The 26,548-nt window shown below is 38.2% G+C and carries 27 protein-coding genes, 1 tRNA gene and 1 other annotated feature; of the genes, 20 read left to right on the top strand and 8 right to left on the bottom strand.

What is annotated here, in order from left to right; all coding sequences use genetic code 11:
* From IGI37_RS15620 to IGI37_RS15600, 5 genes are all read left to right on the top strand, one after another.
* Complete coding sequence (locus IGI37_RS15620) at positions 1-549, top strand: hypothetical protein (protein ID WP_438762986.1); 549 nt, start codon at positions 1-3, stop codon at positions 547-549.
* A gap of 73 nt (positions 550-622) precedes the next feature.
* Positions 623-1,099, top strand: coding sequence for a phage holin family protein (locus IGI37_RS15615; protein ID WP_438762985.1), 477 nt, complete (start codon positions 623-625; stop codon positions 1,097-1,099).
* Positions 1,099-1,986 carry a GH25 family lysozyme gene (locus IGI37_RS15610; protein WP_438762984.1) on the top strand — a complete coding sequence of 296 codons (888 nt, stop codon included), beginning with the start codon at positions 1,099-1,101 and terminating at the stop codon, positions 1,984-1,986. The genes IGI37_RS15615 and IGI37_RS15610 overlap by 1 nt, the downstream gene beginning before the upstream one ends.
* 59 nt (positions 1,987-2,045) lie before the next feature.
* Positions 2,046-3,371, top strand: coding sequence for a peptidoglycan amidohydrolase family protein (locus IGI37_RS15605; protein ID WP_438762983.1), 1,326 nt, complete (start codon positions 2,046-2,048; stop codon positions 3,369-3,371).
* Between the two features lie 191 nt (positions 3,372-3,562).
* Positions 3,563-3,652: transfer RNA gene (locus IGI37_RS15600), tRNA-Ser, on the top strand.
* A 150-nt stretch (positions 3,653-3,802) separates the two neighbouring features.
* Here the strand turns inward: IGI37_RS15600 and IGI37_RS15595 are convergent.
* The 3 genes from IGI37_RS15595 to IGI37_RS15585 all read right to left on the bottom strand — a co-directional run bounded on the left by IGI37_RS15595 (position 3,803) and on the right by IGI37_RS15585 (position 5,839).
* Positions 3,803-4,327, bottom strand: a complete 525-nt coding sequence (locus IGI37_RS15595) for a hypothetical protein (RefSeq protein ID WP_438762982.1) — start codon at positions 4,325-4,327, stop codon at positions 3,803-3,805.
* 284 nt (positions 4,328-4,611) lie between these two features.
* Positions 4,612-4,656, bottom strand: coding sequence for a hypothetical protein (locus IGI37_RS15590; RefSeq protein WP_438763669.1), 45 nt, complete (start codon positions 4,654-4,656; stop codon positions 4,612-4,614).
* Between the two features lie 247 nt (positions 4,657-4,903).
* Entirely contained in the window at positions 4,904-5,839 is a 936-nt protein-coding gene (locus IGI37_RS15585; RefSeq protein ID WP_438762981.1) for a DUF4352 domain-containing protein, read from the bottom strand.
* 234 nt (positions 5,840-6,073) lie between these two features.
* Between IGI37_RS15585 and IGI37_RS15580 the strand changes: the two genes are divergently transcribed.
* Entirely contained in the window at positions 6,074-6,940 is an 867-nt protein-coding gene (locus tag IGI37_RS15580; RefSeq protein WP_438762980.1) for a YitT family protein, read from the top strand.
* Positions 6,941-7,083: 143 nt separating this feature from the next.
* Here IGI37_RS15580 and IGI37_RS15575 read toward each other — a convergent pair whose 3' ends face one another.
* On the bottom strand, positions 7,084-8,112 hold the full coding sequence (locus IGI37_RS15575) for a YeiH family protein (RefSeq protein ID WP_438762979.1): 1,029 nt from the start codon (positions 8,110-8,112) through the stop codon (positions 7,084-7,086).
* 288 nt (positions 8,113-8,400) lie between these two features.
* Between IGI37_RS15575 and IGI37_RS15570 the strand changes: the two genes are divergently transcribed.
* The 12 genes from IGI37_RS15570 to sufB all read left to right on the top strand — a co-directional run bounded on the left by IGI37_RS15570 (position 8,401) and on the right by sufB (position 20,307).
* Entirely contained in the window at positions 8,401-9,222 is an 822-nt protein-coding gene (locus tag IGI37_RS15570; RefSeq protein WP_438762978.1) for a LysR substrate-binding domain-containing protein, read from the top strand.
* A 491-nt stretch (positions 9,223-9,713) separates the two neighbouring features.
* Positions 9,714-10,895 (top strand): FtsW/RodA/SpoVE family cell cycle protein, encoded by a 1,182-nt coding sequence (locus IGI37_RS15565; protein ID WP_438762977.1) that lies wholly within the window; start codon positions 9,714-9,716, stop codon positions 10,893-10,895.
* 34 nt (positions 10,896-10,929) lie between these two features.
* Positions 10,930-11,286 (top strand): arsenate reductase family protein, encoded by a 357-nt coding sequence (locus IGI37_RS15560; protein WP_438762976.1) that lies wholly within the window; start codon positions 10,930-10,932, stop codon positions 11,284-11,286.
* A 1-nt stretch (position 11,287) separates the two neighbouring features.
* Entirely contained in the window at positions 11,288-11,626 is a 339-nt protein-coding gene (locus tag IGI37_RS15555) for a glycine cleavage system protein H (RefSeq protein WP_438763668.1), read from the top strand.
* A 108-nt stretch (positions 11,627-11,734) separates the two neighbouring features.
* Positions 11,735-11,988, top strand: a binding site (T-box leader).
* 117 nt (positions 11,989-12,105) lie between these two features.
* Positions 12,106-13,140: a methionine ABC transporter ATP-binding protein gene (locus IGI37_RS15550; protein ID WP_438762975.1), complete on the top strand. Its 1,035-nt coding sequence runs from the start codon at positions 12,106-12,108 to the stop codon at positions 13,138-13,140.
* Complete coding sequence (locus IGI37_RS15545) at positions 13,133-13,819, top strand: methionine ABC transporter permease (protein ID WP_438762974.1); 687 nt, start codon at positions 13,133-13,135, stop codon at positions 13,817-13,819. The genes IGI37_RS15550 and IGI37_RS15545 overlap by 8 nt, the downstream gene beginning before the upstream one ends.
* Positions 13,820-13,841: 22 nt before the next feature.
* Positions 13,842-14,690: a MetQ/NlpA family ABC transporter substrate-binding protein gene (locus IGI37_RS15540; RefSeq protein ID WP_438762973.1), complete on the top strand. Its 849-nt coding sequence runs from the start codon at positions 13,842-13,844 to the stop codon at positions 14,688-14,690.
* Positions 14,691-15,141: 451 nt separating this feature from the next.
* On the top strand, positions 15,142-15,915 hold the full coding sequence (sufC, locus tag IGI37_RS15535) for a Fe-S cluster assembly ATPase SufC (protein WP_438762972.1): 774 nt from the start codon (positions 15,142-15,144) through the stop codon (positions 15,913-15,915).
* Between the two features lie 15 nt (positions 15,916-15,930).
* Positions 15,931-17,217, top strand: coding sequence for a Fe-S cluster assembly protein SufD (sufD, locus tag IGI37_RS15530; RefSeq protein ID WP_438762971.1), 1,287 nt, complete (start codon positions 15,931-15,933; stop codon positions 17,215-17,217).
* Positions 17,214-18,449 (top strand): cysteine desulfurase, encoded by a 1,236-nt coding sequence (locus tag IGI37_RS15525; RefSeq protein ID WP_438762970.1) that lies wholly within the window; start codon positions 17,214-17,216, stop codon positions 18,447-18,449. Before sufD ends, IGI37_RS15525 begins: the two co-directional genes overlap by 4 nt.
* Positions 18,436-18,903, top strand: coding sequence for a Fe-S cluster assembly sulfur transfer protein SufU (gene sufU / locus IGI37_RS15520; protein WP_438762969.1), 468 nt, complete (start codon positions 18,436-18,438; stop codon positions 18,901-18,903). Before IGI37_RS15525 ends, sufU begins: the two co-directional genes overlap by 14 nt.
* A gap of 12 nt (positions 18,904-18,915) precedes the next feature.
* Positions 18,916-20,307 (top strand): Fe-S cluster assembly protein SufB, encoded by a 1,392-nt coding sequence (sufB, locus tag IGI37_RS15515; RefSeq protein ID WP_438762968.1) that lies wholly within the window; start codon positions 18,916-18,918, stop codon positions 20,305-20,307.
* A 363-nt stretch (positions 20,308-20,670) separates the two neighbouring features.
* Here sufB and IGI37_RS15510 read toward each other — a convergent pair whose 3' ends face one another.
* The 3 genes from IGI37_RS15510 to IGI37_RS15500 form a co-directional block, all read right to left on the bottom strand.
* Positions 20,671-21,000 carry a type II toxin-antitoxin system RelE/ParE family toxin gene (locus IGI37_RS15510; RefSeq protein ID WP_438762967.1) on the bottom strand — a complete coding sequence of 110 codons (330 nt, stop codon included), beginning with the start codon at positions 20,998-21,000 and terminating at the stop codon, positions 20,671-20,673.
* A complete protein-coding gene (locus IGI37_RS15505; protein ID WP_438762966.1) occupies positions 20,997-21,251 on the bottom strand; it encodes a type II toxin-antitoxin system prevent-host-death family antitoxin in 255 nt (84 codons plus the stop codon). The genes IGI37_RS15510 and IGI37_RS15505 overlap by 4 nt, the downstream gene beginning before the upstream one ends.
* A gap of 150 nt (positions 21,252-21,401) precedes the next feature.
* Positions 21,402-22,034 (bottom strand): hypothetical protein, encoded by a 633-nt coding sequence (locus IGI37_RS15500; RefSeq protein ID WP_438762965.1) that lies wholly within the window; start codon positions 22,032-22,034, stop codon positions 21,402-21,404.
* Between the two features lie 1,232 nt (positions 22,035-23,266).
* Between IGI37_RS15500 and IGI37_RS15495 the strand changes: the two genes are divergently transcribed.
* Positions 23,267-23,539 (top strand): hypothetical protein, encoded by a 273-nt coding sequence (locus IGI37_RS15495; protein ID WP_438762964.1) that lies wholly within the window; start codon positions 23,267-23,269, stop codon positions 23,537-23,539.
* A gap of 175 nt (positions 23,540-23,714) precedes the next feature.
* Entirely contained in the window at positions 23,715-24,032 is a 318-nt protein-coding gene (locus IGI37_RS15490) for a hypothetical protein (RefSeq protein ID WP_438762963.1), read from the top strand.
* 405 nt (positions 24,033-24,437) lie between these two features.
* On the opposite strand, the gene IGI37_RS15485 is transcribed toward IGI37_RS15490, so the two are convergent.
* The gene (locus tag IGI37_RS15485) at positions 24,438-26,423 is read right to left on the bottom strand and encodes a LacI family DNA-binding transcriptional regulator (protein WP_438762962.1); all 1,986 of its coding nucleotides are present in this window, start codon (positions 26,421-26,423) and stop codon (positions 24,438-24,440) included.
* Positions 26,424-26,548: the final 125 nt, after the last annotated feature.

Genomic DNA, 26,548 nt, shown 5'->3' with positions numbered 1-26,548 from the left:
ATGGCAGATATCGTACAATTACAAGAAAATGGTGTGAAAAAATATTTAAAAACGCATGTAAAAGCAGTGGACGGACTAGCTGGAAGTTATGTAAATAAAACAAGTAATGAGACTATTGACGGCATAAAAACATTCGCAAAAACGCCATTAGTTGGTAGCAAAAAAGTAGCAGTGGTAGAGGATACAGGATGGGTGAATGGAACATGGGTATCAGGTATTTCTAACCATGCCAATGTTGCTAGTAATTTAATTAAATTTCGTTCCGTTAATGGAGTGGTGGAGTTCCGTGGAATAGGTACAAACACAAAAATTTTACTAAAAAATGATAATATTGCAATTGCCAACATACCAGCACAATTTATTGGCTCGAATACAGGGCAAATTCAGATTGGCTTGATGCAAGGGTCTATAACAGCTCTATGGCAATTATCGATTAACTTTAGCCAAAAAGTATTGATGCTTTCGCGTTATAGACAAGTGACGGACTCAACATTGACAGATATTCCAGCTAATCAATGGCTGACTATACACGGAACCTATTTACTGTAATATAAGCAAAAATAGTGAGAGCTGTTAGCTGAAAGACTGGTTGAGTTTAGGTCTCTTTATGAAGGAGGAAGTGATGACAGAAAATATGATTAAACTGAGTGCTGCTACTCTTGGAGGTGTTTTTGGAGTTGTTTTTGGGGAGTGGAGTACAGTGATGCAAGTTGTAATAGGGATTATTATTGTGGATTACCTTACTGGTATTTTGAGTGCGACAACTAATGGTGCACTCTCCAGTAGGGTTGGATTTAAGGGGATTGCGAGGAAGATGGCGATATTATTAGTAATCGCAGTCGCGCATCTCCTAGATACTTTACTAGGAGATAAGTCGATGTTACGTGATGCCGTTGCTTTTTTCTATATAGCCAATGAGCTGATTTCTATTTTAGAAAATGTCGCAAAAATGAATGTCGGAGTTCCGGCCAATTTACAAGGGATGATTAAGAAATTACTCTCTATGTCTGGAGAAACCGATTCATATAATGGAGATCATGAGTTTACTGATTCTACGGCTGTCCCTACGGAAGACTCAAAGAAAGGAAAAAAAGTCTGATGGTTTTAAACGGAATTGATATCTCAAGCTGGCAAGGAAATATTGATGTTTCTAAAGTGCCTTGTGACTTTGTTATCGTGAAAGCGACTGAGGGAACGAGCTACGTGAATCCCTACTGTGACACCCGTTATCAATTGGCAAAGAAGGCTGGCAAACTGTTGGGTGTCTATCATTATGCAAAAAATGGCAACCCAGAAGCGGAGGCAGACTTTTTTTACAAGAATAGTAAAGGCTACGTTGGAGAGGCGGTTCTCTTTTTGGATTATGAAGAAGGGTTATCTGTAAGCTCGCCCACATGGTGTCGAAGATTTTTAGATAGACTAAAGGTGTTAACAGGCGGTGTGAAAGGTTTACTTTATACGTATCAGTCAATGCTGAACAGTCAAAACTGGCAAACGGTAAAGGACGGAGATTACGGATTATGGTATGCCTCATATGGTGCGGATAATCCAATTACTGGCTATAAACGGCCCTCAGCACCAGCTGTAAATTATTGGGGGAATCCTACAATCTATCAATATAGCTCGAAAACAAGGTTGGCCAATTATAACGGAGCGTTGGATGCAAATAGTTTTTATGGCGATAGGACAGCCTGGTTAGCCTACGCCAAAGCGCAATCGTCAACGGGTGGAAGTGCTCGTAAGTTAGATGATCGTTCATTTGGTTCAGGCACCTATTGTCGCTTAAGAAAGACAGCGACTAATTGGTATGGTGGCCAAAAAATAAGTAGTGATGAAAAAGGTAAGGTTGTTGTCGTGACGTCAAAAGAGATTGTCAACAGATATGGAAGTAAATACGTCTATTCAACGACGTATGGTAAAAAAATCTTGGTCCAGGATATAGACTATTTATGTTGTCCTGGCTGGGATGTTTTAGGAAGTAATTAAAAGGATAGGTTTTTCTATCAAATGAATACAAATTAATTATAAAAGGAGAATGTAAACAAATGGCAAGTATTGATAAAATGATTCAATGGTTTAAAGATCGTGAAGGGAAAGTAACTTACTCAATGAGTAATCGTTATGGTCCAAATAGTTATGATTGTAGTTCATCAGTGTATTATTCGCTGATTGCAGGAGGATTTTTACCTACTGGTAGTATGGGGAATACGGACTCGCTCTTCAGATTAGAAGGCAGTCTGCTGATTCCAATCGGCCGTGCAGAAGTGAAACGAGGCGATATTTTTGTCGCCGGATACAAAGGTGGATCTGCTGGTTCAGCTGGACATACAGGTGTGTTCTTAAGCAACGATACAATTATTCATTGCACATACCCTAAAAATGGAATCGCAACAACTCCAGCAAAAAACTGGATGGGCGATTATTCAGGACTACCAGTATATTATTATCGATTGAAAGGAGCAGAAAATAATTATCCTGCGGAATCGTTTAATAAAAAAGTGACCATTACAAAAGCAGATTGGACTCTTTGGGGAGATCTCGAATATAAAACAAAGAAAGGTCTTACTAAGTTAGGAACAGTATATGAAGCAAAGAAAATTTTTACAGTGAATGCTAATAAGTACTACGAATTATATGTTTCAGGGGAATTTTCTGGATTCTTAAATGTAGATGGTGCCAAAGAATTGAAGTCTACTACAACAAACGACATATATGTATCTGCGATAAGTCCCAATTATAAACTCTGGGGTAACTTTTTCTTTAACAAAGAGCTTGGCAATACGGGAGAGTATAAAAAAGGATTGGTTTATAAAGCGAAATACAAATATACATTAGGTAACGGAGATTCATATTATTCACTTTATCAAGGTGGCGAGTGGAAAGGATACATTAATGTTAAGGCCGTACAGGTATGTTCTCCAATTGCGCAAAATGATATGTATATAACGGCAACCACATCAACTTACGCAATTTGGGAAAACTTATATTGGACTTCTAAGCTGGTAGAGGCAACTAAACAAGGCGATGTATACAAGGCTAGATATAAATATACTATAGGAAATGGCCACTCATATTATTCATTATACAGAGGCGATAACTGGAAGGGGTATATTAATTCAACTGGAATGCGAAAAATGGACTCGGTCTTGGTAAATAAAAAAGTGAAAATAGATGGAAGCAAAACATACAATATTTGGAAAGATCTATATTGGTCCAATTCTATTGGGAAATCAAACGAACCGAAATTTTCTGGCAAATTATTTACAGCAAAGTATTCCTACTTATTAGGTGATGATACGGTATATTATTCACTGTATGATGGGAGCACATGGATAGGCTACATTGGAAAAGGTGGAACGATTCTTCAGTAAAGATATACAACACAATAGACAAGCAGCGGCTTTAGAATGAAGAGCCTGTGATGCTAACTAAAAAATATCACAGGCTTACCTTTCGTTCATGGTGCAGGAGAATTATTCATTAGTATGGTAAACACGAATTTGTGGGAAATAGGTTGCCACTAGACTAATTATTCAAAGTATGAGAAAATTCTATTGTTACTGGGAGGTTACTCAAGTCCGGCTGAAGAGGACAGACTCGAAATCTGTTAGGCGGGTTAAACCGCGCAAGGGTTCGAATCCCTTACCTTCCTTATGTATGTTTTCTCGAGTTGAAAAGGCTCAAAGTCACTTTGTACTGGTGACTTTGAGCCTTTTTCATAGTAAGGAAAACTGTTATTTAAATGTAGACATTGTACATTGATGAATAGATGTTTTCTTCTAGCTGTCTAAATGAGTATTTACTACTGTAAAGAGGTTCGGTAGCCTTCAATTAAATCACTCAAGTTATCACGGTAGCTAATAAGGAAATCAACAAGGGAATCTTTGCCGACTAAGAGTTTATCGCCCATATCTTTATATTGAGTTTGTTGAGCTGCAAAAGCTTGATCATATTGGTCTTTTTGCATTTGGAAGCTTGCTTCATCATAGAGGACAGTGTCTTTAACAGTTTCTTCATACTCAGAGAGATAGTTTTCAATGATTTTATGATACATACTAAGATAATCACTGTATGTTTTAATAGATTGAATTGTATTATCAGACACATCTTTAGGCTGAAATGCTACTTTAGTTGCAGGGGTATATTCTGACGTTTCTCGTTCGATAGATGTGGATGATTCTGAGGGTTCTGAAGAATCATCTAGCTTGGTAGATTCAATTGTGTTTGCTTCGTTAGTACTTGAAGATTCAACTACTTCTGACTGGGTATTTTTGGATGTTGATTCTTTTTCTTTTGAATCACCGCAAGCGGTTAAGGTTAGCGACACTACGATAATAGTAAATAGGCCTAAAATCTTTTTTATTTGGATAATCCTCCTGTAATATAGTTCTTTTTAATGTTATTTAGTGAAAATTTGTACGAGCTTGCAAGTTATATAAGCAAAATAAATACATCCATAATTATGCTATCAGAACTAGATAATTAGTTTTTCGCTACATAGGTATTTATGCAAGTGTAAGAATAGAAACTGTTTCCTAATACTTATATCAGGAAGATTATCTATGCGTATTGAACCTGTTCCTCGGTGAACTTTTCATAAATTAATTGATCCTATAATCCTTGATATGAAAAGGATTGATAATCTAAATATTCTATAGCACTAAGTAATGCCTGCTGATTCCAATCCGTTTCAATACTATCTATCGCAAATTGTGTGGCATCTGCTGGATATTGTTCATATATAAGTTAATCATAAAATCCTAGTTTGGAAAAAGCACTGTAATCTAAATAGTCCTCTGCTGAGCCTATCGCATTTGTAAATTGAAGAAAGGGTAGTTTATTTTGTTTGTTTATGATTTTTGGATTTTATTTGAATAAAATAATCGTAACTTTAATAACTTTATTAGTAGCTTAATTCGGACACATAGCTGCCTTTCCAAATTGCGTCGTCAAGTCGAAAATCATAGTTTTCTTCTTCAGTAGGTATATCATAATATACTGAGAATCCGTAAAGTTCACCAGGTGCCAAAGTTTGAGCACGTGTAGGGCGCTTCTCATACTGCTTAATTTCTGCACCTGTTTCATCATAAAAAGAAAAATTTAAGGGAGAAAAACTAGCGGATACATCGCCCGAATTTACGACAGTGTAGGAAACCACAGAAAAAAATGCTCCTTCAGGCTTATAGTAGGAATTCCCCCTGCTCTTTGAGATATCCTCGACTGTTATATCGAAGGTTGTTCCGTCGAGTTCATCTGTATAAATTACTGTATCACCTAAGTTGAACGTATTTATTCCTTTGCTAGGCTTGTCTGATCCAGTTTCTTTTAACTGGACAACTGGCGTGGTGCCGTCCTCGTTTAAAAAGCTTCGAATAGTCGTTAGACTCACTTTGTCTGTTTTGGAGTCAATCCACACGAGTGAAGAAAGTTGAGTGTTCATTTCTGTGTTCACCGTGTATTGAAGTAGTATCAAATTCTCATTTGTTAAATTTTCTTCGGCTATTGTTGAAATATTTTTCTCTTTGTCTAGCTCCTCTGCTGATTTCTTTAGCGTACTCTTCATATCTACTTTCCTTTTTTCATTATCTAGCATTTGTTGAACAAAATCAGAATCCGAACGCCATTCTTTCAAAGGCTGTCCTAATGCTTCGTAGACTGTCTCCTTAGCATCACCTATTTCAATCTTTTCAGCATCTGCTACAGTCAGTTCTTTTACCTCGTGTATTTTTGATTCAGAAGTGGTGCTTGCGTTAGTTGCTGAGGGCTTTGAGTCAGTTGTTTTACACGCACCCATTACGAGTAAGAGGGGCAGGATAAGTACCCATGTGATTTTTTTCATTTTTTGCTCCTTTTTTTTGACACTTTGATTAAGAATCTTTTGACAACCAATAAATCTCATAATTAAAGTGTCGAATGTTATTATGTGATTAATTATAGAATAACAGAATACTCAAACATCTTCAAATTTGGTTTGCCTCGCCAAAAAATAATCACTTTTTCTCCCTCAAGCTCTAGCCCTTCTGAATAGAGTATGTTACGTTAGACTAGGACTTTTTTAGTAGAGGGTGGAATGATGAAAAAATTTGATATGCACTTATTTTTTAAGGATTATATTTATGTGACGATTGGGTCGCTGATTTTGGCGATTACGATGAATACTTTGTTATTGCCCAATCACCTAGTTGCTGGGGGAGCTAGTGGGATTAGTGTTGTTTTGAACCATGCGTTTGGTTGGAATGCAGCGTTGACTCTGTATGCGATTAATCTTCCGTTGTTATTGCTTTGCTTTTTGTTGCTAGGAAAAGCGACGGGGATCAAGACCATTTATGGGAGTTTAGTTTTTCCATTTTTTGTAGGGGTTACAGAGGGCCTACCGGTTGTCACTCACGATGTTTTGTTGAGTGCAATTTTTGGTGGGGTGTTTGCTGGAATTGGGATTGGTTTGGAATTTCGTGGAAGTGCCTCAACAGGGGGGACGGCGATTATTGCTCAGATTGTCAATAAATACTTTCATGTACCATTAGGCGCTTCCGTGTGGGTAGTTGATGGATTAGTTATTTTATCTGCCTTTATTGCCTTTGATATTGATGTTGTTTTGTTTTCATTAATTTGTTTATTTGTGATTGGTCGAGTGATCGATCTAGTTCAAGCAGGACCTGTTCGTTCGAGAAATGTTTTTATTATCTCAAAAGAGTATGTTTTGATGAAAGAGTTACTGACCCAATCGCTGGATAAAGGTGTAACCATGGTGCCAATAGAAAGTGGATTTCGTGGGCAAGAGGGCATGATGTTAATGACTGTGATTCATGAGAAAGATTTTTCTTTGGTGAAAGAAGCCGTTCAAAAAATTGATGGCGAAGCGTTTATTATTTCGATGCCAGCCAATGAAGTATTAGGTCGAGGTTTTGATTTGAAACGTGTGATGGAGTCTATTGAGTAAAACTAACCAGATATGTTAGTTATTACTAACTATATAAGAAAAAATACTCAAAAAGCTGATGTACTGAGTTTGGCTTATTGAGAATGTTATGAATAAGTGAAACGAGCCTTAAAGTTTGAAAAAAACTTTAGGGCTCTTTTTTTTTAAAATTGAAGCAAAAAGATGAGGAGAATGGCAAAAATAGTTTGCAAGCCACCGACCGAAAGCCCATAGAGAAGTAAACGAGGCCCTTCTTTCATAAATTTGGCAAAGTCTAAACGCAAACCAATTGCAGCAAGTGCCGTTATTTCAAACCAGCTGCTGACAAAGTGTGCGGTTTGATCAACAAAAGTAGGCAGGTTGACTAGACTGTTAAGGATACAAAATAATAGAAACCCTAACACATACCAAGGAAGAGATAACTTTTTCTTTTTTGTCTTGGTCTGAACTGAGGGGGGAGTGGGCATTTTTCTCTGAATAAACAGTTCAAAAAGAAAAACGACGGCGACTAATAGAACGATTCGTAAGATTTTAAAGAGCATAGCGAATTGAACAACGGCTTGATTGAGCATGCTAGCTCCTGCGACAACCTGTCCAACAGATTGTAACGTTCCACCGATTAGTGCACTTTTTTCCAATAGTTTTTCTCCGTATAAGAATAAGCCTAAAAATGGCAAGGTGAGCATCATGACAGTTCCAAGCAAGTTAACTAGAGTAATGACTTGTCCTTTTTCTTCGTCTTCTGCATGAATAGCTGGAGCAATAGATGCAATGGCAGAAGAGCCACATATCGCATTTCCACCAGCCATGAGGAGAGAAAAGCTGTCGGAGAATTTCATTTTTTTTCCGATAAGATAGGCGCAAATAATCGTAAGGGACATTTGAATAATGATAAAGATGATTCCTTTGAGGCCAATCTGTGCGATGGTTTGGAAGGTAACTGTAGCACCTAATAAAACAACAGAGACCTCCAATAGTTTGCTTTCGGCAAATTTGGTTCCGACCGCCAGACTTTTTTGTTTGAAGAAAGTGTTTCCTAAAAAGATACCAAGTAAAATGGCGATTGTTGCTCCTCCTAGTTGAGGCACGAGGAGAGCGAGTAATCGGCTAACAGCAGCCACCACAATGGATAGAGCCAAGCCGGGTAAGAAGGGCATAAATTTTTTGGTCATAGATTGAAAAACTTTTGGCATAATAAACTCCTTTGACTGGGGACAAAAAAGTCTCCAAATACTTAAATTTTTAGATAGTCAGTGGCTTAAAGCTTTTGAAGGGAACCGAATAAGAGCTGGATAAATAACAAATGACCTCCAAAAAAGTGCACCAATGAGCGAGCGGTTGAGATGATTCGTGTAAGTCAGTAAAAAATGAACTAGCTAGGCGATTGTTTAAGTCTTCATTAAGTATATAGGAAGTCTATCTATATTTGAAATAAATAGTTATTATAGTTAGTATCAATAAAAATTATGGAAGTGATTGCAATGTTCAAATTACTACAAACCTTTCGAGTTGTCTACGAGACGCGGAATTTCTCACAGAGTGCGGAGATTTTATTCTTATCCCAACCATCTGTTTCTCATCAAATCAAACAATTAGAGACAGAATTACAGGTGGTATTGTTTCAAAGAAATGGACGACAAGAGATGGTGGCGACAAAACAAGCGGACATCTTGTATCAACGAACATTAAATCTTTTGGATGATTGGCAACAGACGGTGGATGCCTTGGTTCAAGAAAGTAATCAAAAGGTCAGCTGCCGAATTGTGGCTTCTCATACATTTGCTGTCTATTGTTTGCCAGAATTAATGACGGAGTTGCTACAAAAATTTCCGAAGGTCTCGTTTGAAATTGTTATGGCAAATTCACATGACGCTTTGGATAAAGTTGCCAAGCATGAAGCGGATATTGGCTTCATTGAAAAGCCACTTGCGACAGAAGGGATTTTACGGCGAGCTATTTTGAGCGATCAATTAGTTTTGGCAGGGAATGTTGCTAGCTCTCCTTGGTTAATCCGAGAGAAAACATCGGGTGTTTATCACTATATGAAGCGTTATTTTGATGAGGAAAATATTACGGAGCCAATTTTGGAGGTTCAAAGTAATGAAGTGATTGTTGCACTGCTAAAACAAGGAATCGGCCGCTCAATTATTTCAAAACGAGCTGTGCCTACTGAAATAGCTTTCGAGCCACTTTCTAAAAGCTACCAGCGCCACTTCTACTTTATAGAAAGAAATCATTTAACTTCGCCTGTGATGAGTCAAGTTATCCAAGCACTGCTGGCCTTCTACGAGGGACGAGAATAGCGGCGGAAAGTTAAAAGGACCTTAGAAAAATGGAAAGCAGCTTGGTCAAAAGGATGTCGGGAAGTAGCTTGGACAAAAGGATATCGGGAAATGACTTGGCTAACAGGCTGTCAGAAGAACGGAAAACGAATTGGAAAGCTGGGCATTAATTAAGTCGAACAAAATACAGAATGGCCTAAACAAAAGGTCAGGCAAATTCGAATACAGGAGCGTTAGGGAAGATGGGAATAGAACGTTAAGCTGAATAGATGATAGAACTGACTAAGGGCAGACAGGTAAATTGTTGAAGAGAGCAACACTTACGATTTAGTAGGAAAAGAGAGTTAAGCTGCTTGGGTGTAGTTAGACAAAGGACAATCCTCCAGCAATAAGTTGGAATGGTTCTGCTAAAAGTTAATTTTTTTCCAAATCTAGAAGAGTCAGACTTTCTTTTATTAGCCGAGACGACTATAATATAAGCCAGTACGTTTTTTGTAGAAAAGGGATGAATAATGGATAAGAATAAAACGAATTCGTTAGATAATAAAATTGATTATGGTGTTATTTTGCCAGTATTTTTACTTTGTTTGATTGGACTGTTGTCGCTTTACGTTGCTTTAACACACGATGAACAGACCAAAGCGATTACGACAGAAATGTTGAAACAGTGTATGTGGTATGGGTTAGGTACGGTAGCAATTATCATTATTATGCATATGCGGTTAAAATGGATTTGGAAATTAACACCATTTATTTACGGCATTGGTTTGGCTGTCATGATGGCCTTGTTAAGATTTTATGATAAGGATATGGATCGTTTGACGGGTTCTAAAAACTGGTTTCGTTTTGGAGCAATGAGTTTTCAACCTTCTGAGCTGATGAAAATTGCGTTTGTTTTGATGCTTGCTTTAGTAGTCACACAACATAATGCCAGAACACGAGAACGAACGTTACGGACGGATGGTTTTTTAATTTTAAAAATGTTTGCGGTCACGGTGCCTGTGATTGTGCTTGTCTTACTTCAAAAAGACTTCGGGACGATGCTGGTCTTTTTAGCCATTTTTGGCGGTGTCTTTTTGATGTCAGGGATTTCTTGGCGGATTATTGTACCTGTATTATTATTTGCTGTGATAGTTGGTGGAGGGACCATTTTTCTGGTTACTACAGAGACTGGTCGTTCATTCTTGAGCGATTTGGGCATTTTCAAAGCCTACCAATTTGCGCGGATTGATTCTTGGCTAGATCCGTTTCACGATGCAGGAGGTGCGTCATATCAACCTGCCCAAGGTTTACTTGCAATCGGCTCTGGTGGGATGTTTGGGAAAGGCTACAATGTTAGTGATATTTACGTACCTGTTCGTGAGTCAGATATGATTTTTACCGTTATCGGTGAGAATTTTGGGTTTGTTGGTGGAGCATTTGTTATTTTACTTTATTTCATTCTGATTTATCGTATGATTCGTGTCTGTTTTGATACTAACAATGAATTTTATGCCTACATTGCAACCGGAATTATAATGATGATTTTGTTCCACGTGTTTGAAAATATTGGGGCAAATATCGGCTTACTCCCACTAACTGGGATTCCGTTACCGTTTATTAGCCAAGGGGGATCAGCTATCTTGGGTAATATGATTGGGATTGGGTTGATTTTATCGATGCGTTATCAATCGGTGAAAGAGCCGGAATTATAAACGAAACACTAAGTGAATGGAGAAAAAAATAGTTATGTACACATTATATTGGTATCCAAAATGTTCTACTTGCCAAAAGGCCAAAAAATGGTTAGAATCACATGATGTTTCATTTGAGACCTATGATATGATTCAAACTCCGCCCAAACCAGAAGTGATTGCTGGCTGGATGGCAAAGAGTCAATGGCCGATTCGTCGTTTTTTTAACACGAGTGGAATGAAATATAGAGAGTTAGGCTTGAAAGATCAGATAGAAAGTTTTACAGTAGAGAAAGCGAGTCAGGTTCTAGCCACCGATGGGATGTTAATTAAACGACCATTGTTAGTGAAAGAGAATCAGGTGGTAGCGATTGGCTTTAAAGAAATCGATTATGAAGGAGCGACCAGTTAAGATGGCAGGAGTACATTTAAAACGTAAAGACAACTTATGGATTTTATTTAACGGGAAAGAGTATTGTGTAGGTTTAACGAAAGATGCGCAAGAAGAGCTAGGAACGATTACCTTTGTTTCATTGCCAAAAGTTGGTCAAAGTTTTAAACAGGGCGAGGCGCTTGCTGAAGTGGAAGCAGAAAAAGCGGTCAACGAGTTCCCTAGTCCTCTCACAGGAGTGATTTCTTCTGTGAATGAAAAGATTGATGCGGATATTAATGTGTTAAACGATGAGGATGAGATGGTTGCTTGGTTAGTTAGCTTCAAAGAGGTTGATTCTGCGGCGTTTGACCAATTATAATTTGAATAGTTGAGTGAAGAATTTCTGAGTCCAATAGGGCGGTGAAAAATTTCGTTCAAAAAAAGAATTGACAGTTATTAAAAGTGTTGTTATAATTTTGGCAATATACCGAAAGCTTTGAAAAGAAGAGTACATGTCACAAACGTTTAAAGAGAGCCCTGTTTTGCTGCAAATGGGTAACGAGGATGAGATGGAAGATGGTCTTTGAGCAGAATGAGCGAGCGAAAGTGAACTTGTTACGGGAGCGCCCGTTAAAGCGCAGCAGTATGCGAGGAACAACTCAAGTACTGAATGAGGTTATTGTTGTGAAAGAATAACAAATCAAGGTGGTAACGCGAAAAGAGCAAACTTTCGTCCTTTTTTATGCAGAGTGATGCACAAAAAAGGACGAAAGTTTTTTTGTCGATTATAGACAAAAATATGCAGATGAGTAGTGACTACCATGAATAGTGAGTCCAAAAAGAGAGGAAAGAGTTAAAATGGCATTGATTGAATTAACCCATGTCAAAAAAGAGTTCTCCGGGAAATCCGGCGCAATCAAAGCGGTAAATGATGTAAATTTAACCGTGGAGAAAGGCGATATTTACGGAATTGTTGGATACTCTGGCGCAGGGAAAAGTACCTTAGTTCGTTTGTTGAACGGGTTGGAATTGCCAACTTCAGGTACAGTGGTTGTTAAAGGACAAGACATCACCACATTAAAAAGTAAAGAATTACGGAATTTTCGTAAAAAAATTGGCATGATTTTCCAACATTTTAATTTGTTGTGGTCACGCACAGTAATTGATAACATCAAACTTCCTTTAGAGCTTGCGGGAGTTAATAAAGCGGATCAGAAAAAACGTGCGGAGGAACTACTTGAATTAGTTGGTTTACAAGGACGTGGCGATGCCTATCCCGCACAGCTATCAGGTGGTCAAAAACAGCGGGTAGGGATTGCTCGAGCGTTAGCCAACGAACCAGAAATTCTTTTGTGTGATGAAGCGACTAGTGCGCTAGATCCTCAAACAACAGAAGAGGTTCTAGATTTATTACTCGATATTAATAAGAAGTTGAATTTGACCATCGTCTTAATTACTCACGAGATGAATGTAATCAGAAAAATTTGTAACAAGGTAGCGGTCATGGAGCTAGGGAGTATTGTTGAAGAAGGCGAAGTGCTTGATGTATTCCGTCATCCAAAACAAGCAGTCACCCAACGATTTGTTCAACAAGAGCTTCAACCAGAAGATGACACACAAGCGATGTTGGCAAGTTTTATCAAAGAGAATCCTGAGGGGCAGATTGTTACGTTGTCTTTTAAAGAGAATAACGCCAATGAGCCAGTTATTTCACAAGCTATCCGGGCCTACAAAATTGACATTAATGTCGTTTATGGAACGGTTCAACAAACAAATGGTAGTACGTTAGGCTCCTTGACTGTCTTGTTGACAGGCGAGCCGGCCGAAATTAAGCAAGCGATTGAATTTTTCAATTCAAAAGAAGTCGATGTGGAGGTGCTAACACATGAATAAGAGCTTCTCAGAACAGTATTTGAATTTTAGTCAGGTCAACCCTGAAACGATGCAAAAAGCGATTATTGATACCTTATATATGACCGTCATTTCAATGGTTTTAGTCTTTGTTTTGGGACTTGCCCTAGGATTGGCACTGTATACAATTGGCAGAAACAATAAGCCGTATGCGAAAATTATCTATGGGTTAGTTTCTATTATAAGTAACATTTTCCGGTCAACACCGTTTATGATATTGATGGTTTTAATCATCCCATTCACTAAAATGTTGGTAGGATCAATGATGGGGGCAAAAGCAGGAATCCCAGCGTTGGTTTTAACCGCAGCACCCTTTTATGCGCGACTGGTTGAAATTGCCTTACGCGAAGTCAGCCCAGGCGTGTTAGAAGCAGCAGATGCAATGGGAGCAAGTTATTTTGAAACCGTCGTAAAAGTGTTGTTACCAGAAAGTGTGCCAGCATTAATTTCAGGAATCACTGTGACGACCATTTCAATGATTGGTTTTACAGCGATGGCTGGAGCGATTGGTGCGGGTGGGCTAGGAGCACTAGCTTGGCAAGAAGGATTTCAACGAGGAAATTATACGGTGACCTTAGTGGCAACAGTCATTATTTTGGTGATAGTGTTCATCGTGCAAGCAATCGGGGACATCTTAACAAAACGAACAGATAAACGATAGGAAAAATGAGGGGGAAAAGGATATGAAAAAGAAATTATTTGGATTAGCAGCAGTATTATTGGTGGCAGTAGGATTAACAGCTTGTGGTAACGGCAAATCAGACACGGCTTCTTCTGGATCGGATAAAAAGGAAGAAAAAACCGTCTTAAAAGTGGGCGCTTCACCTTCGCCGCACGGAGAAATTTTGGAACATGTGAAACCTATTTTGGCTAAAGAAGGCATCGAACTAGAAGTTGTTTCTTTTGATGATTACGTGTTACCAAACAAAAGCTTAGCTGATGGCGAATTAGATGCCAACTATTTCCAACATTTACCATTCTTCAACAAAGCAATCGAAGACAATAGTTATGACTTTGCCAATATTGGCGGTGTTCATTTAGAGCCAATGGGATTATATTCTAAAAAAATTAAAGACATCAAAGACTTAAAAGATGGCGCAACAGTAATCGTTTCAAGCTCTGTCTCTGACTGGGGCCGTGTCATTAGTATTTTACAAAAAGCAGACTTGGTAAAAGTGAAGGACGGCGTGGATTTGGAAACTGCAACATTTGAAGATATTGCTGAAAATCCAAAGAACTTGAAGATTGAAAACACGATTGCACCAGAATTATTAGCAACAACATACAACAATGACGAAGGTGACTTAGTGGCAATTAACTCAAACTTTGCTTACGGCATTGATTTGAATCCATTAGAAGACGCACTTTTATTAGAGGGTGACGATTCTCCATATGTGAACATCGTAGCGACTCGTACAGAAGATAAAGATAACGATGCAGTGAAAAAATTAATGGCTGCGTTACATGAGCCAGAAGTTCAAAGCTGGATTGTTGAAAAATGGGGCGGCTCTGTAAAACCAGTTGATAAATAAGCAGCTGAATTAAGAGACGTTGCAAAATAATTGAATAACAATGAACAAGACTGTGAGGATAATCATGGTCTTGTTTTTTGTTCTATCTCTAAAAGCTGTTAGTCGTACTAGCAGATAAAAGACGGGTGAAACGCACGAAGACGTGAGACTACTCGATTTTTGAAAGATGGAGTACAATGGAAAAAGGCAAGAGGCGTTTATTAATAGTAAAAAAAATTGGCGTGGGTATCAAAAAACGTAACTGATGAAAAAGTCAGAAAGCTTGTGGCTCTAACAAAAATTGAGAGCTTTATAATAATTATTATTAATAGTCGTAAAAATGCTCTTTTTAATTGAAAGAAAATTAGAATAGTTATAGGATAAATCCAACATTCTCCGGCAAGAATATTGCGATTCATTCTCAATTAGTCTAAAATAGATGAGAACGTTAAAAGAATCTGGAGGGGATTGCATGTCAGTCTTAGAAATAAAAAATTTACACGTTTCAATTGAGGGAAAAGAAATCCTTAAGGGCGTAAACTTAACAATGAAAACAGGCGAAATTCATGCCATTATGGGACCAAATGGTACAGGGAAATCCACTTTATCAGCAGCAATTATGGGGAATCCTAATTATGAAGTGACAGAAGGCGAGATCTTGCTGGATGGTCAAAATATTTTAGAGCTAGAAGTTGACGAACGTGCGCGCTTAGGTCTATTTTTGGCAATGCAATACCCAAGCGAAATTCCTGGAATCACAAATGCTGAATTCATGCGTGCGGCAATTAATGCCAAACGTGATGAGGACAACAAAATGTCTGTCATGGAATTTCTAAAAAAATTAGATAAAAAGATGGAACTATTAAATATGCCTGAAGAAATGGCTGAACGTTATTTGAACGAAGGCTTTTCAGGTGGGGAAAAGAAACGCAATGAAATTCTCCAATTATTAATGTTGGAACCAACCTTTGCTATCTTAGATGAAATTGACTCAGGGTTAGATATTGATGCGTTAAAGGTCGTCTCTAAAGGGGTCAATGAGATGCGTGGCGAAAACTTTGGTTCATTGATTATTACACATTATCAACGTTTATTAAACTACATCACACCAGATATTGTTCATATCATGATGGAAGGTCGCGTGGTTTTAACAGGCGATGCGGAGTTGGCCAAACGTTTAGAAGCGGAAGGTTATGCTGGAATTAGTAAGGAATTAGGAATTGACTACAAAGAAGAAGAAGCGTAAGGGAGGGCAAGACAAATGGCAAAAAAAGAATGGATTGATTTTCTTGATGAAATCAACACCTTCTCCGTAAGCAACGGAGAGCCTGAATGGATGACCACTTTGCGCCAACAAGCTTTAGCTAAAGCAGATGAATTGGACTTGCCAAAAATTGAACGAGTAAAATTTAATCGTTGGCCACTCTTTAATGTTTCCACAGAAGAAATGGTGCCAGAATCAATTGGTGTGGTTGCTTTTGATGAAATGAAGGATAATCCTGTATTGGTTCAACAAGGAACAACCACCTCTTTCGAACAGCTACCACAAGAGTTGGTTGAAAAGGGCGTTATTTTTACTGATTTATTTACCGCGATGCAAGAGCATTCTGAATTGGTTCAAGAGTATTATATGAGTAAAGCGGTGCGTATGGATGAAGACCAGTTAACGGCCTTTCATGCAGCCTTCATGAACAGCGGATTATTCCTTTATGTTCCTAAAAACGTCGTGATTGAAGAACCACTTGAGGCGATTTTCATTCAAGATGGTGCAAGCACGCAACAATTTTTCAAGCACGTTTTGATTGTCGCAGATGAGCATAGTCAGTTTAGTTACTTAGAACGATTCCAAACTGAAGGCAACGCAGCGAAAAAAGTTTCGGGGAATATTATCGTTGAGGTGATTGCCAAAGCGGGTGCCAAAGTGAAATATTCTGCGGTGGACCAATTAGGTGGAAACATCACTTCTTACATGAATCGTCGGGGTTATATTATGCGTGATGCCTCAGTTGATTGGGCACTTGGCGTAATGAATGATGGCGATGTCGTGGCCGATTTTGATTCTGATTTAGTGGGCGAAGGAGCCCATTCAGAAGTGAAAATCGTCGCAATTAGTGCTGGTAAACAGACCCAAGGAATTGATACCCGCGTGACAAATAAAGCCCCTCATACTGTGGGCCACATTTTACAACACGGGGTGATTCGTGAGCGAGGTGTCTTAACCTTTAATGGGATTGGTCATATCTTAAAAGGCGCTAAAGGAGCAGATGCACAACAAGAAAGTCGTGTGCTGATGTTGTCAGATAAAGCGCGTGGTGATGCCAACCCAATTCTTTTAATTGATGAAAACGAAGTAACGGCTGGACATGCAGCGAGTGTCGGTCGTGTTGATCCTGAAGAAATGTACTATCTGATGAGTCGTGGTCTACGTAAAGAGGATGCGGAACGTTTGGTTATTCGTGGCTTCTTAGGCTCTGTGATTACGGCTATTCCTGTTAAAGCAGTTCAAACGGAATTTATTGAGGTTATCGAAGGGAAGTTGAATGCATGATGAATGCAGAAAAGCTTCGCCAGGATTTTCCTATCTTGTTTCAAGAGGTCAATGACGAACCGTTAATTTACCTGGATAATGCGGCGACGACTCAGAAGCCCAAACAGGTATTAAAGACGTTAAATCACTATTATGAAATGAATAATGCCAACGTTCATCGTGGCGTGCACACCTTAGCAGAACGTGCGACAAAAGATTACGAAGAAGCACGCGAAAAAGTCCGTCAGTTGATTCATGCAAAAGAAACAGCGGAGGTCCTGTTTACGAGAGGGACGACAACAAGTTTGAACTGGATAGCCAAGAGCTTTGGTGATGCATTTGTTAAAAAAGGCGATGAAATTGTGATTTCCTACATGGAGCATCATTCCAACATCATTCCTTGGCAACAGCTGGCAAAAGCTAAAGGGGCAACCTTGAAATACATTCGTATCACGGATGACGGCTTTCTTGATATGGCGGATGCCAAAAAACAAATGACGGATAAGACGGCGATTGTGTCGATTGCTCATGTCTCTAATGTGTTAGGTGTCATTAATCCACTGAAGGAGTTGGCTGAACTGGCGCATGCACACGGCGCGGTAATGGTCGCAGACGGTGCGCAAGCTGTGCCTCACATGCCCGTTGATGTTCAAGCATTGAATGTTGATTTTTACGCGTTTAGCGGACACAAAATGTGCGGACCGACAGGGATTGGTGTACTTTATGGCAAACGAGAATGGCTTGATCAAATGGAGCCGGTTGAGTTTGGTGGCGAGATGATTGATTTTGTCCACCTTCAAGAGAGTACGTGGAAAGAGTTGCCTTGGAAATTTGAAGCAGGTACACCGAATATCGCGGGTGCCATTGCGTTGGGCAGTGCGATTGATTATTTGACTGAAATTGGTTTGACTGAAATTCATCAGCATGAAGCCGAATTAGTTGCCTACGTACTCCCTAAATTACAAGCAATTGAAGGGCTAACCGTCTATGGCCCACAAGCGGTTGAAGCACACACCGGTGTTATTGCCTTTAATTTGGAAGGTCTGCATCCTCATGATGTAGCGACGGCCTTAGATATGGAAGGGGTCGCAGTTCGTGCAGGACACCACTGCGCACAGCCTTTGTTAAACTATTTGAATGTACCGGCAACAGCGCGTGCCAGCTTTTATTTATACAATACAAAAGAGGATGCAGATCGTTTAGTAGAAGCAATCTTAGCGACAAAGGAGTTTTTCAAACATGGGACTATCTAAATTAGATAATTTATATCGTCAAGTAATTTTGGATCATTCTAGTCATCCTCATCACCATGGAACTTTAGATGATTCGACGCAAACGATTGAGATGAATAATCCAACCTGTGGCGATGTCATTCAACTAGAGCTTTCGTTGGAGGATCATGTCATTAAAAAGATTGCCTTTGACGGAAGTGGCTGTTCAATTAGTACAGCGAGTGCCTCGATGATGACCGATGCGGTAGTAGGCAAAACAGTCACTGAAGCAGAAGCGTTGATTCAGAGCTTTTCTGAATTGGTTCAAGGAAAAGAAGTTGCCAATGAAGAAGCTTTAGGAGACGCGGCGATGCTCAGCGGAGTAGCTAAATTCCCAGCGCGAATCAAATGTGCAACGCTCGCTTGGAAAGCATTGGAACAAGCCGTCACTGATGAGTCTGGCAAGTCTGTAGCTCATCAATACCATAAAGAATAGGAGCGTGAGAACGTGGGAGTACCTGAGTTAGAAGAATATAAATTTGGCTTTCATGATGACGTGAAGCCGGTCTTTAGTACAGGAAAAGGATTAACCGAAGAAGTCGTGCGTGAAATCTCACGGATCAAAGAAGAACCAGAATGGATGTTAGAATTCCGCTTAAAATCATTAGAAGCCTTTAACAAAATGCCGATGCAATCATGGGGACCAGATTTGTCTGATATTGATTTTGAAGCAATCAAATACTATCAAAAAGCCAGTGACCGTCCAGAACGTGACTGGGATGATGTACCCGAAAAAATTAAAGAAACTTTTGAAAAAATTGGGATTCCTGAAGCTGAACGTGCCTATTTGGCCGGCGCTTCTGCACAATATGAATCAGAAGTTGTTTACCACAACATGAAAGAAGAATTCCAAAAATTAGGGATTGTCTTCACCGATACAGATTCAGCATTAAAAGAATACCCTGATTTGTTCAAAGAATACTTCTCCAAATTAGTTCCACCAACCGACAATAAATTAGCAGCGTTAAATTCGGCAGTTTGGTCAGGCGGTACCTTTATCTATGTGCCAAAAGGGGTCCAAGTGGATGTTCCTTTACAAACCTATTTCCGCATCAACGCAGAAAACACTGGTCAGTTTGAGCGGACTCTAATTATCGTTGACGAAGGGGCCAGCATTCACTATGTAGAAGGCTGTACCGCGCCAACCTATTCAAGCAACAGTTTGCATGCCGCAATCGTTGAGATCTTCACTCGAAAAGATGCCTATTGTCGGTATACAACTATTCAAAACTGGTCCGATAATGTCTACAATCTTGTTACCAAACGCGCCAAAGCTTATGAAGGGGCAACCGTCGAGTGGATTGATGGAAATCTAGGCGCTAAAACAACAATGAAATATCCAAGTGTTTATCTAGACGGTAAAGGAGCACGCGGAACGATGTTGTCAATCGCCTTTGCCGGTGAAAACCAAATCCAAGACACCGGGGCAAAAATGATTCATAACGCCCCAAACACGTCAAGCTCAATCGTCTCAAAATCAATCGCCAAAGACGGCGGTGAGGTCAACTACCGTGGCCAAGTAACCTTCGGAAAAGACAGTGCAGGCTCGATCTCGCACATCGAATGTGACACGATTATTATGGATGAACGCTCAAAATCAGACACCATCCCGTTCAACGAAATCCATAACAGCCAAGTCTCGCTAGAGCACGAGGCAAAAGTCTCAAAAATCTCAGAAGAACAATTATACTATCTGATGAGCCGCGGCCTATCAGAAAGCGAAGCAACAGAAATGATTGTCATGGGCTTTGTCGAACCATTCACCAAAGAACTCCCAATGGAATATGCAGTCGAGTTAAATCGGTTGATTAGTTATGAGATGGAAGGCAGTGTAGGTTAACTTTTATCTACCTCTTAGAATTGCTGTTATACCAGTAATTCTAAGAGGTTCTATTTTTGCTTTTGATTTAGTTGCACCAAATGTTGCACCATCAGAAGAAACTTTGTACCGAAGAGTCTTTGACTATTTTTGCTTTCCTGTAAAAAAATTTGTAGAGCTTGATAGTGAATGGTAAACCATGTCAGTAGTTGCAACTGGAACATATCCGGACGATTGAGTTGATAAAAGGGATGTTGTTATGTGGTTCCCATCAAAATGAGGGGAAGTTTATGAAAGAGAGTCTTCTTAAATACATCAATTTGCCATAGAAAATAGGAAAGAACATAGCCTAAACTTGATAAGTTCTTTCCTATTTTTATCGAATTATAAAGCGGTTTCATCATCAAAAAACAAAATCTCTAAATAATCTTGCTGGCTATGAATAATGCGATAGATAACAATAGAATCTTTCTTTATCTGATAGAAAATCAAATGCTTTTTACTCACCAGATAAAAATAGTTGGTTTTAAAGGGGATTTGAGTGGAAAGTTTCTTTCCTAGTTTTGGAAAAGTTGTCAATTGTTTATAGCTATTGATAATAGACTGAACCAGCTTTAATCCCGTTGTAGAATCGTATAATTCTGAAATGGAATAGTCATGAATCTGACGTAAATCATTTGCTGCTTTTGGTGTAAGCTCAATTTGATAGCTCATTTAGCTAGACCAAATTCTTTGTCAATGTCTTCTTGAGGGATTAAAGTGGTACCATCAGCAATTTCTTGTTCCGCTTCGGCTAACTCAGCAAGTAATTTCATGCTAGCTTGAATTTTTTCATATTCTACCAGATCAACAACTGCATATTTTCCATAACCATTTTTAGTAAGATACACTGGATTACCTTCAGAGACTTCACTTAGCACAGTGTTATAATTTCTTAAATCAGAAACTGGTTTAATGATTGGCATATTTATCACCTAGCTTTCTTTAGAGTCAGTATATCACATTTTACTTAAAATTAATCGTAAAGTTTCTTTTTGGACCTATTTCTAGTTCAATAATTATACGATTTTATCTATAGACTTTACCAAAAGAAGCTAAAAATAATAGTCTTCTAGTTAGTTATTGTAACCTTGACTTTTGGATTTTTTATGCTGAGTATGCTGCTCTTTGTATTTAGATAAGTAAGACTCAATATCCTTTTCGGTGAGCAAGTTTTCTTGAATTGGATCCCCATTATAAACCGATTTTTTGATTGAAATTTTCTCGGTAATGTAGAGGTTATGCAATTCAATCATAGACTCTCTAGTAAAGTAGAACTCTCTGAAGCTATCTCTTGTAAAGAGCTGATTATCAACTATTGCATATGGCTGAATATTGTGCCATTTCTTCTTTAATATTTGGAATTTGTTTAAACTAAAGAACGCAAGAAGAGCATCTCTAGCTTTTGTGAACGGTTGGATTTGCAAAGTGATTTCTTGTTCAATTTCTAATGGTCTCAAGTTTATGAGTCGGTCAGTTAGGGGGATATTCTTCCCTAATCTTGTAACGCTGACTTTGGATGGACGCTCAATTTTAACATCTGTTTTCTTTGAAGTTGTATATTCAGAAACTTTCCCATCAAATTGTATGAGGTCGCCTTTCTTGAACCAATCATATTTTAAAAATTGTTTCGTAAGATTCATCCAAAGATGGTCGGCAACATAATGTTCTACTCTTGCTGTATCGATTTGATAGACATCTGTTAACATGAAGGTTGGCTAATAGCGAATATTTCCCATCTTATCAATGTAGTCAGCTGACTTCAATCCGTTGTGTTGGAAGAAACCTCTAAACCTGTATCGAGATCCATCTTTTAATTTCTTTAACTTTTCTCTAGTCTCGCTCATATAGGTTCCAACTTTCTATAATGGATTGTGGTTATCATAGTGGCCATGTTAAAATTTGATTCTATTCGAAGAAAGCTATACTTTGTAGTTAACAAGCTCATTTTCAAAGTTAGGCAATTCACCACACTGGCTGAGTGGAGGGTGAAGTCTCAACTTCATGTTTATTTAATAGGACAAACCCTTCTATGTATAATACGCAAAAGGTTTGGGAATCTTTGAATAAACGTTCAGCTCATAATTAATGGAAAAAATGAGACTTTTTCAAGATAATTGAAAAAGTAAAAATAGAAGAGCATATAAGATTTGATGTATCATAGGCTAGATTACATGGCTTTAAAATAATGGGTGTAGGCGTTTTTAGTACTGCAATCCTATTTCTAGAACGGCCTTTTATAGATAAATCTCAAAGTAAAATAATGTATAGTAGAGTGAGCAAATTGATAAAGCCTCTGTTATTTGTGTCAAGTTTATACAAAAATGAGTTGTGACAAACAAGGCCGAATTATTCATAAAAAAATTATGGATTCTCAAAATCCTTAGAATGTCAAAGTGTTTGAGAGCCCTTTAATTTCAATCAATAGGTGTACTAAAAGAGCACACTTTCTGTTATTGCTTTGATAGTGAAAATAGCCATCTTTTAACGTTAATGCCTAACAACTTAAGCACATGCTTGATCCAATGACAATTATAAATATGCATGTTTTTCGGTTGTTACTGGAATATTATGAAGTCGATATGCTACACTCTTGTTGCTCATAAGTGAAACGAAGGCACTGGTGAACAAAAAATGCAAATAAAATTTAGAAGTAGGAGATGCGTATTATAATGGGTTATATCCTTATTTTTTTATTGACCATTTTTATAATGACCGGCTTCATTGTTTATTTTGCGATAGAGAAAGCAAATAAATATAATAAGCAGATGAGGAATTTGCTAGAGATAATAATTATAGCTTTGACAAAGCGATGGGAAGAGCTTCTACACAGAATCATTCTACAAAAATACATAATCTAGGTATAGAAGTTTTTTAAAATCCGATAATTGACGAATATGCAGAGTTTGAATCTTATCCGTTTAATGCAGGAACAAATAAGATGGTTTCATACGTAATTGAAGGCGTGTATAAGCAACAAAAATTTAGAGCATTTAACTATCAGTTTGTGAGGAGTGTCTTAGATGGGAAGGGTAGTGGCGGAAATTTTTCAATAACAATGATTTACTGTACAGATTATTTTAAAAGTGGCATAACGGATGACAATCTATTTTATGAAAAAAACTGGCTGTGCTACTTTTGCGAAGGCGACTTAGAGGTAAGTAACCTTCACAGGAATATTGATAGATTGAGATATGTGTTGAAAGCAGAATAGAGGAATTTAAATGTTAAGACTTAGCTGGAAATTTTCATAGATTTAAAAGGATTGAAGAAAGATACCTATCCTCTTGAAGTAGTGAACCTAATGAAATGGAGATTTGAATAGTCAGTTCTTGATTTTTACAAAAAAGCAATGAAGGTAGCGTGTATACATGAACGGAACGTTTCTTTTGAAGAAAAGACAAGGAACAAAATATAAGTTTTATTATGCGCCTATAGGATTTTCGACTAGAGACCTGTCTGTTTGGGGTGTAATTGTTTTAGACTTTTCTTGGAGAGTTGAAGATCCTAGACCGCTTCATCTGCGCCAAAAACCACTTGGCTATCAATTGATGAAGCCCTATCAAATTTTAAGACATTTCGATAGTGATAAAACGGGATTTGATAGGTCGACGGACTGGGGAATCCTTCACTTTGGCATGACGCATCTTTTTTCGGAAGTCGTGAGGAATCCGAATTTAAGAAGATTTTCTTATGCTGTGGGCTAGAGGTTGGGAATGCTGTCAGCTACTAAAATAGCAAGTTGAAGAAGGTCAAATATAGTCAAATTTGTCGAGTGAAAGTAACTCGAAGTAATAACTCTTTCAAACGTTTTTTATGATAGTTTATAGGGAAATGCTCTTTGATGATTGTGTCATAATGATTCAATTCTATCAATTTGGCTATCTCTTTTTTTGTACTTAGGATAATCTGCTGGTTGAATCTTTCCTCGATTTAGTCATTTTATCAAAAAAAACTCCTTTCCGGTTATTAAATAAAGGTAGGAACCTTTTAAACGAAGAGGAGTTTATTTTTTTGATTGTAACAGCTAAGTAAATCTGTAAAGCAATTCTGAGTATCGTATTGTGCTTATACACTCATCAGAAGAACCCAACAAAATCGGATAGTACGGGTTATTGTTTGACTAGTAAATCTCGTAATTCTTTTGGCGGTTCTTCTTTGAACACAGTTCGCCATGAACTAAGTAAGTTGTTGCGATTGACCATGATAGGTTCTATCCCAATAAAACTAGGTACTTTTTTGTTGAGGATTGATTGAGCAGCGGCTAAGGCGATTGCTCTCCCCTGATCAAATGGTTGTTGCGCGCTGACGCATTTGATTGGGCCGTCTTCTGCGATAACGAGTGCAGAGGAGAAGTCCAAATCGACTGTGCTAACAATGATATCCAACCGATCAATTGATTTCAGCGCTTTTATAACTTCTAGGGCTGGTCCATCCCAAGAAATATAAATTCCTTCAATTTCTGGATGTTCAGCAAGCAAACTCAGAGTTTCATCAAATACGCTGTCCTCACTTTTGAAGGAGGCTTTTCCGACAATCTTAATAGATGGAAAGTCTTCATCGATTAGCTGTTGAGCAGAGGTATCTCGTTGGTTTGTGGCGTAAAAGTCAGAGTCAAACGTGAGGAGTCCCACTTTGTTCTTACCGTGAGAAAGCAGTTGTTCACATAAGCCACGTGCAGCAAGCCTACCATTCGTTAATTCATTTACAGAAACAACAGATACATAGTCGGTCGGTGTCAAGCCTTTTGGCACATTGGTAATCAAAATTAATTGGCTAGGGCTGTCCACAATTTTTTTGAATGCAGTTTCTGTCTTAGAAATATCAGTTGGAATGGCGATGAAAATATCTGGTTCTAACGATAACAGACTCTCAATTTGTTTGTTCTGTAAATCTGAATCAAAGTGAGCATCAGTGATACCAATGATATTGATATTCAGCTCATTAAACACTTTATTAATCCCCGCTTCGTGCAGATTCATCCAAGAAGCGCCCATGTAATGAAACGAGATTACAGCTGTTCTCTTCGTTTGTTTTATCTCATCAATTTCGCTTTCGGTAAGCATAATGCTATTAATGGAAGCTGCTTTTTCTCCAAATGGCCCTTTTGCAATCCCTGATGTTGAGCTTTGCAAATGAAACTTAGTTGAGATGGTTTTATGATACTGCGGATTTGTTGAATAGTTGCGCAAGGCATTTAATGATTCGGTAACAATTTTTGAAAAATTGTGTTCGATACTGGTAATTGCTGGATTACATACTTTATACCAGTGTTCAGTGCCTAAAGAAATCAAAGAGACATCTTCAGGAATCCGCACGCCTGCTTCATTAAAGTAGTTAATGACCTCACTAACAATTGATGGGTCAACAAAAATTCCGGTTGGTTGTTCGAATTTATCTTGAGAAAATAATCTCTGCAATTTTCCATGTAACTCTGCTTTATTGAGCTTTCTTGTAGAAATAATCTCATCGTCAACAAGTAAATTGTTTTTCTTGAAGGCACGCCTAAACCCTGCTAATGAATCATTTTCTAAATGATCAGAGTAATCTATGTAGGCTATCTTCGAGTGGCCACTTCTTAGCAAGTGATTGGTTGCGTGTTCTACTCCACAATGGCTATCACTTGATATATAAGGCAGCCCTATCTTGTCATGATTGTCTGCGCTTACGATGACAAACGGAATCTTGTAGAATTTTTTTGGAAATGTTGGTTCAGTTTTGTCAGAATAGATGAGGATTTGGCCGATGACCTCCTCATGAAAACTGTCAAACATCACTTCAAATTTTGTAGAGATGTCCTGGTATTCGACAGGCATAATCAAGATGCTCTCATGCATTAATTGATGGCGAATTTCTGCTAGAACCCCTAACTGGAAGTTGTCAGAAAAATTAGATAGATAGACTAATAATATCTTTACTTTGTTCTTATCTTTTTTATTTTGTTTCAGTACAAAATTAGGAACAGAATCAAGTGAAGAAATAATCTCTTCTACTTTTTTTTCTAACTCAGGACTAACATATCTAGTTTTTCGAACAACGTGAGAAACTGTAGCAACAGAAACGCCAGCCATTTCTGCTACTTCTTTTATTGTCGTCAAAAAATCACCTTTTTCTCTATTTTATCTAATTCATATCATACTACAAGCGAATAACAAAGGGAATGACTTTGTTTTTTGCAAAGATACTGTAAAAAACGCCCTTTTTGTTTAAAAATAAACTTAGG

Source organism: Enterococcus sp. AZ194 (genome assembly GCF_051713825.1).
GTDB lineage: Bacteria > Bacillota > Bacilli > Lactobacillales > Enterococcaceae > Enterococcus_K.
Note: the sequence above shows the minus strand (reverse complement) of the source record. Positions and strands in the feature narration are given on the sequence as shown.